Origin of the sequence: Streptomyces sp. NPDC020747 (genome assembly GCF_044334695.1) — a bacterium.
GTDB lineage: Bacteria > Actinomycetota > Actinomycetes > Streptomycetales > Streptomycetaceae > Streptomyces.
On record NZ_JBIRTJ010000041.1, the window covers coordinates 1 to 10,504 of the forward strand.

The 10,504-nt window shown below is 70.7% G+C and carries 7 protein-coding genes and 1 pseudogene; 3 read left to right on the forward strand and 5 right to left on the reverse strand.

The features are described from left to right. Positions 1-170: 170 nt before the first annotated feature. The 3 genes and pseudogenes from ACH4YP_RS47710 to ACH4YP_RS47720 form a co-directional block, all read right to left on the reverse strand. Positions 171-509, reverse strand: coding sequence for a DUF4333 domain-containing protein (locus ACH4YP_RS47710; protein ID WP_361068802.1), 339 nt, complete (start codon positions 507-509; stop codon positions 171-173). Between the two features lie 100 nt (positions 510-609). Then, positions 610-1,089, reverse strand: a pseudogene (locus tag ACH4YP_RS47715) (winged helix-turn-helix domain-containing protein); the annotation flags it as partial. A gap of 36 nt (positions 1,090-1,125) precedes the next feature. Continuing rightward, positions 1,126-2,547, reverse strand: coding sequence for a xylan 1,4-beta-xylosidase (locus tag ACH4YP_RS47720; RefSeq protein ID WP_398497852.1), 1,422 nt, complete (start codon positions 2,545-2,547; stop codon positions 1,126-1,128). 225 nt (positions 2,548-2,772) lie between these two features. On the opposite strand from ACH4YP_RS47720, the gene ACH4YP_RS47725 reads away from it, so the two are divergent. Continuing rightward, positions 2,773-3,867: a DUF5925 domain-containing protein gene (locus ACH4YP_RS47725; protein ID WP_361068797.1), complete on the forward strand. Its 1,095-nt coding sequence runs from the start codon at positions 2,773-2,775 to the stop codon at positions 3,865-3,867. Positions 3,868-4,262: 395 nt separating this feature from the next. Here ACH4YP_RS47725 and ACH4YP_RS47730 read toward each other — a convergent pair whose 3' ends face one another. Then, entirely contained in the window at positions 4,263-4,643 is a 381-nt protein-coding gene (locus ACH4YP_RS47730; RefSeq protein ID WP_189840143.1) for a GntR family transcriptional regulator, read from the reverse strand. Positions 4,644-4,714: 71 nt separating this feature from the next. Between ACH4YP_RS47730 and ACH4YP_RS47735 the strand changes: the two genes are divergently transcribed. After that, positions 4,715-5,635, forward strand: a complete 921-nt coding sequence (locus tag ACH4YP_RS47735) for a GNAT family N-acetyltransferase (RefSeq protein WP_398497854.1) — start codon at positions 4,715-4,717, stop codon at positions 5,633-5,635. Further along, positions 5,616-6,116, forward strand: a complete 501-nt coding sequence (locus ACH4YP_RS47740) for a DUF402 domain-containing protein (protein WP_398497856.1) — start codon at positions 5,616-5,618, stop codon at positions 6,114-6,116. Before ACH4YP_RS47735 ends, ACH4YP_RS47740 begins: the two co-directional genes overlap by 20 nt. Before the next feature lie 351 nt (positions 6,117-6,467). On the opposite strand, the gene ACH4YP_RS47745 is transcribed toward ACH4YP_RS47740, so the two are convergent. Beyond that, positions 6,468-9,827 carry a S8 family serine peptidase gene (locus tag ACH4YP_RS47745; RefSeq protein WP_398497858.1) on the reverse strand — a complete coding sequence of 1,120 codons (3,360 nt, stop codon included), beginning with the start codon at positions 9,825-9,827 and terminating at the stop codon, positions 6,468-6,470. Positions 9,828-10,504: the final 677 nt, after the last annotated feature.

The window sequence follows — 10,504 nt, forward strand, 5'->3', positions numbered from 1 at the left end:
TGGGGTGTCTCCCCCCGCTTGTTGTGGGGGGGTCGGGGGGGGGGGGGGGGGGGGGGGGGGGGGGGGGGGGGGGGGGGGGGCCCCCCGGGGCGGGGCCCCCCCCCCCCACCGCTCGGGGGATGGTCGGCTGCTGCTCACCCGTGCCCTGATCGCCCTGGCCGCCTGCGGCACTAGTTCGTCAGACCGTAGTCGAAGCTCACCCGGTCGCCCTTCACTCCGGTCACGGAGATCAGCATCGTCTTGCGCTCGCCCTTGAAGACCGCGGTGCACTCCACGTTGTCGTACTTCTTCGGGCGCAGCCCCCGCGGGCAGTTCACGGACTGCGGTCCGTCCTGGACGAAGGGGATGGCGTAGTTCTCCTTGGCCTGCTTCTCGACCTCACTGCGCGGCACAATGTGATCGGATCCGCTCGCGGTGGCGACCGACGAGTTGTCGAACACGTTCCATCCCACCACGACACCTCCCGCCAGTACGGCGGCCACGGACAGGGCGATGACGATGCGCTTCATGGGGTGCTCCTCGGTTCGCGTGGCGGCCGGCCCCTACCGGCTGCTCCGTGTTCAGAGCCTCCTCCTGAGCCCGCCCTCGCCGCCTCGGTACAACGGCCGGTTACGAGCCCCGGCCTCGGCCGAAAGGACGAGGGCTGCGGGCGGATGGACCATGGCCCAGAGACACCGCCACAGCCACCGGCCCAACCCCGGACTCGGACCCCGCCCCGGACCCGGACCCGGACCGGGTGGACATCCTGCCGCACGGCGGTCTCCTCGCCTCTGGCCGCACTCCATCAGGCCGGCCGTACTGGTGGGACGCGACGTGAAAACGTACTACTACGGGGAGGAACCGCCGGCCCCGGCTGGTCGTCCCCTGGGGCAAGCCGGACGAGACCCTGCGTGCAAGAGCAAGTGACAAGCAGCAGAGCGGCCGGGTCTCCTTCACGCGGCCGGGGAAGGAATCACCGTCGCGCTCCACCGGACGGCGGGCCGGGACCTGGTGGCTGAAGCCGTTCCGGTGCGGCATCCGCGCGATGGCTGAGAGCGTCAGACTCCTGTGGCACCGGCGTCCGACCACGGTCTTGATCCGTGCCGGCGTCCAGGCCGCGACATCACACCGACAAGGTCATCGTCATCAACGCCCAAGCCACTTCACTTCGTACGCCCCCATCTCGAACCGCTTCCCGTCGACCTTCGCGCTGATCTTCCGGTCGAGGGTGTTCACCACGAGAAGCGCCTTGTCGTCGGCGAGCACCCGTACGTTGGGCTTGTCGTCCGCGGCGACGGAGACCTGCTCGTACTTGGTGCCCGGCGGGAACTCCTTGTCGAAGCGGGAGATGAGGTCGAGCATCGGCAACGCCTTGCCGCCGCCCGCGCGGTCGGTCGGGGTCCACAGGCAGCCGGGGCAGGTGGCACCCTTCTCGGTCTCCGGGTTCCAGTAGAAGGCGGAGGTCGTGCCGCCGCGGGCCATCGCGATCAGACCGGAGGCCTGGACGGCGACGCGGTGCGGCTCGGTCCAGCCGTCGCGGACGTCCTCGCCGTCGGCGGGCTCCACGTAGTACTCGGCCCACCAGAGCGGCAGGTCACCGGTCTGCTTCCGGACCCACCGGCTGACGGCCGTGAACTTGTCGGTGGCCCCGAACTCGTCCGGCAGCAGATCGTCGTCCTTGGTGTAGCTGGACCCGTCGACGACGACGAAGTCCGCGCCCGCCTTGTGCTTGTTCCAGTAGTCGAAGGCGTCGAGGATCCGCTGGTCCATGGCGCCCCAGCTGCCCTTCAGCGTCTTCGACGCGTTCTCCTTCTGGCGCGGGTCGAGGCTGTCCATCACCAGATAGGGCCCGCCGACCTCGATGTCCTTGTCGACCTTCTTGAGCGCCTTGTAGACGAGGTTGTACAGCTCGGTGTAGCCCTCGTAGTCCCAGCGGGCCTCGGCGTCGTTCCAGAAACCCTTGAACTCGTTCCAGACGATGAAGTGGCGTACGTCCGGGTAACGCTTGGCGACGGTCGCGGCGAGGGCGGCGTAGTCCTTGTAGTGGGCGCGGTCCGGCGCCGTCTCCAGTGCCGCCTGGCTCCAGTCGGTCTTGTCGGAGCCGGGCTTGCCGCCCTTCATCCAGTCCGGGGCACAGCACAGCGTGACCACCGGCGTGCCGCCCGTCTCCCGGACGAAGTCGATCCGGCGGTCCATGTCCTCGAAGTCGTACCGCCCCTTGACCGGCTCGGGGTTGTCCGCGCCCCAGCCCATGATGTGCTGGATCTGCGGCAGGGGCTGCTCGCCGAGACGCTTCTCCACCCGCTTCGTGGCGGCGCCGCTGCCCTCGTCGGCGCTGAACTGGGTGTGGGTGAAACCCCAGCCCACCTCGGGCCTCGGCTCCGACTGGGGAACGGCCGGCGTGCCGTGCACCTTGTCGCCGTCACGGGTCGTGCCGGCCTCGCTGCCCGTGTCGCCGGGAAGCGTGTTGATCAGGGTCAGCACCAGGGCCAGAGCCGCCACGCCCACACCGAGCAGAGCGGTGAACCGCCACCGCCGAGTCCCCGAATTCCACCCATGACGTCCCATCAAGGGCAACAGTAACGGCGGGGGTCAGCGGTAGAACAGGTTCCGTCGACCACAGCCCTGTAACAGGACGGAGGGGATACACGGGACCTCGGGGGAACCGGCCGACACGCGCTGACACGTTTCCCTCTGGTGCGCCCCCTCCTGCGCGCCCCTCCGCCGTGCCCCCTTCGGTGCGCAACGCGGAAACCGGATGCACGGGTCGCCCACGTGACGGATCATGGCGGCATGTCTGCGAACCCACACGACGCTCTGCCGATCCGGCTCAACGTCGACGACAGCGACTCACCGTCGGACGTCGTCGACGCGCTGTTCCTCGGCCGCTTCGCGACGGGCGAGCAGCCGCACTCGCACTCGGCGAACATCGACCGCGTACGCTCCGGGGCCACGCTGCTCCCCCCTGACGCACAGGTGCTGCGGTCCGCCCGCGACGACGACCGCAGCGCGACCCTCGCCGAGGGAGAGGGCTGGACGGTGCTGGTGTCGCGCTGGAACCGGGGCGCCGACATCACCGTCACCGCGACCAGCGCGGAGCTCGCCGAGAAGGTGCTGGGCCAGGCCACGGACGGCGCGGCCGACGAGCCCGAACCCCAGCCGGAGAACGTGACGATGGGGTTCTGGTACGTGTCGCCCCGGCGCGGACCGCACCGCACGACGCGCCAGATCTCGGCGGGTACGTGGGAAGAGGTGCGCGCCAACTACACCGCGCCCGTGGCGGACGCGATGGACGGCCTGATGAAGACGACGCCCGAGGACATCGCGGGCCGTCTGCTGTTGCTGCACGGTCCGCCGGGTACGGGCAAGACGTCGGCGCTGCGGACGCTGGCGCGCTCGTGGCGGGACTGGTGCCAGGTGGACTGTGTGCTGGACCCTGAGCGGCTCTTCTCCGACGTCGGCTATCTGATGGACATCGCGATCGGCGAGGAGGACGGCACGGGCAAGGGCCGCTGGCGGCTGCTGTTGCTGGAGGACTGCGACGAACTGATCCGCGGCGAGGCCAAGCACACGGCGGGCCAGGCGCTCTCCCGCCTGCTGAACCTCACGGACGGTCTGCTGGGCCAGGGCCGCAACGTCCTGGTGGGTGTCACCACCAACGAGGACCTGGAGCGCCTGCACCCCGCCGTCGTACGACCCGGCCGCTGCCTCGCCCGTATCGAGGTCGGCCCGCTCACCCGCCGCGAGTCCGCGACCTGGCTGGGCACGGAGGATGGCCTCCCCCGGGACGGCGCAACCCTCGCCGAGCTGTACGCCCTGCGCCGGGGCACCACCCCGACCTCGGTCCCGGACCAACGAGAGGGCGCGGACGCGGGTTTGTATCTGTAGGACGCGCGACCGGTCCCTCCGCCGCGCCGGTGCACAACCGGCGCGGCGGACCCGGGCGTCACCGAACTCGGCACACGACGGGGCCGCCTGGCCCGTTGCCCGGCGCCCCACCCCTCCGACCGGCTGACCCGCTGACCGCAGCCGCAGCCGCAGCCGCAGCCGTCAAGCCAACACCACGCCACGCCAACTCCGCACACTAGGGCGCCCCTTCAGGGGCGCGGGGCCGTGTCGATGTGCGGCTCCGCCACGTGGGCGCGACCAGCCAGGCGTTCCCGCAGACAGCAAACGACCGGCAGCATTCCAGGGCGGCTCCAACACCAACGCCAATCGTCAGCCGCAGCCGCCAACGCCAAGCCAGCGCCAACCGTCAGCCGCGGTCCGTCGACCGCCAGCCGTCAGCCGGACGCCCCGTACGCCGCGCGCAGCGCGTCCCGGGCCGCGGCGAGGGCGGCGGCCTCGGACAGCCCGAGCCGCCGCACGCGATCGGCGTAGGCCTGCGCGGCGGACGCGGCTTCCCGCTCCGCCGCCGAGCCCGCGGCAGCGACGAACGTTCCGTTGCGCCCCCGCGTCTCGATGACCCCGTCCGACTCAAGAGCCCGGTACGCCTTGGCGACCGTGTTGGCGGCGAGGCCGAGCTCCTCGGCCAGCCCCCGCACGGTCGGCAGCCGGTAGCCCACCGGCAGCGCCCCGGCCCGCGCCTGTTCGGAAATCTGGGCGCGCACCTGCTCGTAGGGCGCGATCCCCGCGTCGTCCTCGATGTCGATCTTCAGCGTCACGCAGTGATTGTCCCGCACCGGCGGGAAAATGAGAGGCACCCGGCCTCACCGCCCACGTAGCGTGCGACGTCATGACTGTGATCGTCCGCGACTTCCGCGCGGGAGACGCCGAGGGCTTCGCCCGTGTCCGGCACCTGGCTCTCCCCTTCATGCTCTCCACCCCCGAGGCCATCACCTACGACGCCGCGAACGCCCACCCCGACGCCCACTTCCAGCCGCTGGTCGCGGAGGAGGACGGCGAACTCGTCGGCACGGCCCAGGTCGGCGTCGTGTACGATAGCCCGCAGCCCGGCCAGGGCTATCTGAACGTGTACGTGCACCCGGACCGCCAGGGCCGGGGCGCGGGCTCGCTGCTCGTGAGGACCGCCGAGGAGCGCCTCGCCGCCCTGGACGCGACCAAGCTCTTCGTTCGGGTCGTGGACGAACCGGCCAACCGCGCGTTCGCCGAGAAGCGCGGCTACCTCCCCCGTCGCTCCGCGCACTTCCTCCGCCTGGACCTGTCGACCTGCACGCTGCCGCCGCGCCAGGAGCCGCCCGCGGACGTCGAACTGCGCACGGCCGCGGACTTCGCGGACGATCCCCGCCCGCTGTTCGACCTGGACGCGGAGACGCTGCTGGACGAACCGAGCGACATCGCCCATGAGTTCACGGACTACGAGGCCTGGCTGAAGGAGACCTGGCACCACCCCCTCCTCAACCATGAACTGACCTCGGTCGCGGTCGTCGACGGCCGCCCGGCGGCGTTCAGCGCCGCCCGTACCGACGGCGGCACCCGCTACGGCACGGTGATGACCGGAACGGCCCGGGCCCACCGCGGCCGAGGCCTCGCCAAGCTCGCCAAGAACGACTCCCTGCACCGCGCCCGCGCGGCCGGCTACACGGAGGCGTTCACGGCCAACGACGCGGGCAACGAACCGATGCTCGCGGTCAACAAGTGGTTCGGCTACGAGATCTGCGCCACGGAGGTGCAACATGTCCGCGAACTCGCCTGAGTCCGCCCTCCAGTTGGACATCGTCCTGGTCAAAGCGGGCCGCACGAAGATCCGTTACCCGGCCGAGCTGCTGCACGACGACGGCACCCACGTCACCGTCCGAGCGCCCTGGGCCGGTGACGGAGTACGCGACTTCGGCTTCGTCCGCTTCGAACCGGGCGACGTCTTCACCGAGCACTACTGGCGCGACCGCTGGTACGCGGTGAAGGAGGTCCGTGGTCCCGAGGGAGTACTGAAGGGCTGGTACTGCGACATCACCCGCCCGGCCTCCGTGTCGGAGGGCGAGCTGGTCGTCGAGGACCTCGACCTCGACCTGTGGCGCTCCGCCGACGGCAGGGCCGTACTGCGTCTGGACGAGGACGAGTTCGCGGAGAGCGGTCTGGAGACCACGGATCCGCGGGCCGCGGCCGCCGCCCGGTCCGCCCTGGACGAACTCGAACTCCACGCCCGCGAGGACGACTTCGAGGCGCTCCTGAGCTAGGTCCTGTCTGGAGTCCGGATCACGAGTTCGGTAGATCGCCTGCGTCATGGGGCCTTTCTTGACAGCCCGTCAGTCATGGCGCGAGGCGATCTCACCGACGAGCAGTAGGCCCTGATCGAGCCCCACCTTCCGATCGCCACAGTCGAACCCATCCCCGACCTGCGGAAACACTTCAACACGGTGATATGGCGGTTCCGCCGACGACACCGGACACAGTGGCCGCCGACAACGCGCACCCCTGCCGCCGCAACCGCCGCCACCTGCGGCGTCACGGAATCCGGGCGGTGCGGTGCGATGCCCTGGCCCGCAGCATCGCACCGCAGTCGTGATCCGAACTCCAGACAGGAGGACCTAGCGTGTCAGGCGGTACGCGTCGGTGATCGTCACCGTGTGTGTGTTCCCGCCCGTGTCCGTCAGACGGGCTCGGAAGGAGACCGACCCGGCGTCCGCGGGGTGGGTCAGCGTCACCTGGCGCGTGCTCCCGGAGGAACGGACGTCCGTCTTCCGCCAGGTGGCCCCCGCGTCGTACGAGACCTCGACCGTGAGCGCCTTCACTCCCCGCGTGGCCGCCGCGCCCTCGACGACGAGCGGCACCGTCAGACGGGCGCCCGCCTTCGCCGTGCTGGCCGACGTCAGTTCGGGGGCGAAGCGGACCGAGGACAGCGGCAGTTCGGCTGCACGCGTGCCGGACACCCGGCCGGAGCCGAACGTCCAGGAGGCACTGACCCGGGTGCTGACCCCGGAGACCTCGGCAGGCCGGGAGAACTCCGAGGTGAGGCGGTAGGACTGCCGTGCCGGAGGGAGCGTGCTGACGGGCAGGCAGCGCAGGTACTTCCTCTCCAGCGCGCTCGACGTGCGGTACAGGTAGGGGACGCCGCCCGAGGTGAGGGTGACCTTGGCCGTCCCGGTCACGGAGTCGCCGACATGGCCGGAGCCGTCGGTGAACTGCGGCACACATATCTTCAGGTCGTCACCGGTACGCGACACCCCTCCGCCACCCGGTCCTTCGGCCAGGCTGGGCCCGAACACTCCGGTGTTGAAGGTCTCCGAGTAGCTCCGTCCGGCCCGGTACGTCCGGCCCGCGCTGCTCTGGTACGTCTCGTGGCCGCCGTCCGCGCCCTTCTGCAGGAAGTCGAAGCCCCAGGTGTAGTTCTTGGGCACGGTGACGTAGTGCCGCTGACGCCCCGGGAGGGCGAAGTCAGGGGCGGCGACGCTGTAGCCCTCGTCGAACGGCGAGTACCAGGCGGCCCCGACACTGCCCGTCTTGCCCGCCGCGGGAGCGCCCGCGCTGATGTCCGCGCGCGCGAGTTCGCTCGTTCTTGTCGTGTGCGAGAAGCCGTCGAAGAACGAGCCGGATCTGGTGTACAGCAGGTCGTACGCGGTGTCGGTGCCCTTGCTGAAGGTGGCGCCGACCTGGGCCTCGAAACCGTCGGCGGGTGATGCCGAGGCACCGGACCGGGCGATCCTGAGCCGCGAGAAGTCACTGCCCGTCAGAATGCCCACGGCGAGACCCGACCCGGCCGCGCGCATCACGTACGAGGCGTAGGCGCCGTTGGACGTGGCGTCAGGGTCCGGTGGGGTGAGCGAGACCGGCTTGGCCGCACGGGCGTCCAGGACCGTGCGGGTGTCCGCGCTCAACGACAGCCGAGGCTGCACCAGTTCCGCCGTCCCCGCGCCCGCACCGCTCCAGGTGGTGACAAGGGCGAAGACGTTGTACGCCCCCTTCGGCGCGCGGAACCGCGCGATGCCGTCGGTGCCCGGCTGGTTCCACAGCAGGGCCGGGCTGTCCAGGCCGTAGAGGATGATGAACGGGAAGAACGCCGGGTCGCCGTTGCCGTCGAGGACGTTCAACGTCAGGTCGTACGACTCCACCTCGGCATCGGCCGCCAGGGCGGTGCGTACGCTCTGGCCGCCGCCGGTGGCGACCAGAGCGCCCGAGTAGTCGCCTCCCGCCGGTACGGTGCGGGTGTCGGCGGTCACGTCCACGGAGGCGGTGCCGCCCGCGGGCACGGTGACGCGCTTCGGCGAAACGGTGAACAGCCCCCGGGGAGCGGGCTTTCCGTCGGCGTCGGTCGCCTGGACGGCCAGGCGGAGGGTGACCGCCGAGGTGCCGGTGTTGCGGTACGTGATCTTCTTGGTCAGCGGGGTGTCGTCGGTGTGCGGCCACTGCTGTGCGCCGAAGCCGACGGAGGACGCCTCACTGCTCACCGTCTGTCCGACGGCTTTCGCGACGTCCACCCGCCCGGTGCCCTGCTGCTGCGCGGTCAGGCCGGCCGTGGGCTTCGTGGAGGAGACGAGGGCCTGCTTGAGCTGCTGCCCGGTCCAGTCGGGGTGCCGCTGGGCGAGGATGGCCGCGGCGCCCGCGACATGCGGGGTGGCCATCGAGGTGCCGTTGAGGGAGACGTACCCGTCGCCGGCGGGGGTGCCTATCGTGCCCTCGGCCGCCTTGGCCGCGACGATGAACCGGCCCGGCGCGGTGAGGTCGGGCTTCAGGGAGCCGTCCTGGGTGGGGCCCACGCTGGAGAAGGTGGCGATCCGGTCCTGCTTGTCCACCGCGCCGACGGTGAGCGCGGCGGCCGCGCTGCCGGGAGAGCCGACGGTGCCGGCGAGGGGCCCCGCGTTGCCGGCGGCTACCACGAACAGTGTTCCGGTCGTGGCGGACAGGGTGTTGACGGCCTCTTCCAGCGGGTCGGTGCCCGCGGTGTCGGTGCCGCCCAGGGAGAGGTTGACAACGTTGGCATTCCGGTCGACGGCCCACTGCATACCGGCGATGATGTCCGACTCGGAGCCCGATCCGCTGTCGCCCAGGACCTTGGCGTCGAGGATCTTCGCGCCGGGGGCGACACCCTTGTAGCGGCCGCCGGACCTGGCGCCGGAACCGGCCGCGGTGGAGGCGACATGGGTGCCGTGGCCGACCCGGTCCACGTTGTCCGGCGAGGAGCCGAAGTTCTTCTCGGCGATCTCCTGCTCAGCCAGATCCGGGTGGGTCTGGTCCACGCCCGTGTCCAGTACGGCGATGGTGACGCCCTTGCCGTCGTAGCCGGAGGCCCATGCCGTGGGCACGCCGATCTGCGGCACGCTCTGGTCCAGGCTCGCCGTCCGGGCTGCGTCCAGCCACACCTTCTCGATGCCGGAGGCGATCCGGGTGGCACCCGCCCTGGCGCCCGTACCGGCGTCCGTGAGCGCGTTCCACACCTGCGAGGCGTCGGACCCGGACACCTCGACCGCCTGGCCGTTGATCACCGGCAGGTTCCGCTCGACGTCCGCGTCGGCGGCGGCGAGTTCCCGTTTCGCCGCTGCCTCACCGGCCGTACGGTAGGTCACGATCAGCGGCGTCGAGTTCCGCCGTGTGTCGCCGTTGTCCGAGGCGAGCAGCTCCGTCACATCGAACAGCCGCCGGTCCACGGTGCCCTCGGCCAGCGGCCGCACCGCGTCCCCGGGGATCACGTAGCTGCGGTCCTGGTAGCGGTGGACCGAGATCGCGATGTCCTCGCGTCCCTCACCCGCCCGGACCCCGATGACCCGCCCCGCACCGTCGGTCGTCACCGTGTCCCCGGTGATCAGGGTGACGGTGCGGCCGCCACTGTGCGCCGTACCTCCCGCCGGTGCGGTCTCCGCCGCGGCCGACAGGCCGGGTCTGATCCCGGGCGCCATGCCCAGGGCCAGCGCGGCGGCAACCGCCACGGCCCCCGAGCGCATCCATGACCTCATGCAAACCCCTTTGTAGCCATATGAGTTGAGCAGTACTCAGGCGCTGCCTTCGCGGGCGGCGGCCTCATGATCCCCATTGCGGTACCTCCGCACAAGGCCTGCCTGTTCGGGGTCGCGTTGCCACACCACCAGCCGCCACAGCTCCCAGCGGCCCGCTTCTACGACTCATTCGCCCGATCGATTACGTCTGAAGACTTGACGACGACGCCCATGTCACAGATTCCGCGAGTCGTCCAACGTATCGGCGCGAGAAGACGACGCATGCCCGGATCATCCTCAGCCAGACGCATATTCATCGGATCTCTGACGCTGAGACAGCCATCGATGGCGCTGAGAGCCCTCGGGAGGCCGAGGCCATGACCCCGATCTCCCGGGGAGCCTTCGCCGTGGGCAGCTCAGGAGCCGCGCTCGCAGGCGGCTCCCCGGTGCCGAGCAGGTCAGGGGGGGCCGCCCTCGCAGAACAGCCAGAGACTCGCCGACTACATGACCCTGATCGGCGCGGACACTGCCGACTTCGACGCCGCCGGGATGCCCACGATGCAATTCGATTCGTACCGACCAAGGACAAACCCCCATCCCGCACTAGGGCCTGTGTGAGGTCGTGATCAATCTCGGGTTCTGGTCCCGTGCGGGGCCGGGACCTGGTAGGACGCTGGGTGTGACACGTAGGCAACTCA

What these genes read in the sequence shown, in the direction of transcription:
- ACH4YP_RS47710 (WP_361068802.1), bottom strand. Translation starts at nt 509, where the DNA reads ATGAAGCGCATCGTCATCGCCCTGTCCGTGGCCGCCGTACTGGCGGGA.
- ACH4YP_RS47720 (WP_398497852.1), bottom strand. Translation starts at nt 2,547, where the DNA reads ATGGGACGTCATGGGTGGAATTCGGGGACTCGGCGGTGGCGGTTCACC.
- ACH4YP_RS47745 (WP_398497858.1), bottom strand. Translation starts at nt 9,827, where the DNA reads ATGAGGTCATGGATGCGCTCGGGGGCCGTGGCGGTTGCCGCCGCGCTG.
- ACH4YP_RS47725 (WP_361068797.1), top strand. Translation starts at nt 2,773, where the DNA reads ATGTCTGCGAACCCACACGACGCTCTGCCGATCCGGCTCAACGTCGAC.
- ACH4YP_RS47735 (WP_398497854.1), top strand. Translation starts at nt 4,715, where the DNA reads ATGACTGTGATCGTCCGCGACTTCCGCGCGGGAGACGCCGAGGGCTTC.
- ACH4YP_RS47740 (WP_398497856.1), top strand. Translation starts at nt 5,616, where the DNA reads ATGTCCGCGAACTCGCCTGAGTCCGCCCTCCAGTTGGACATCGTCCTG.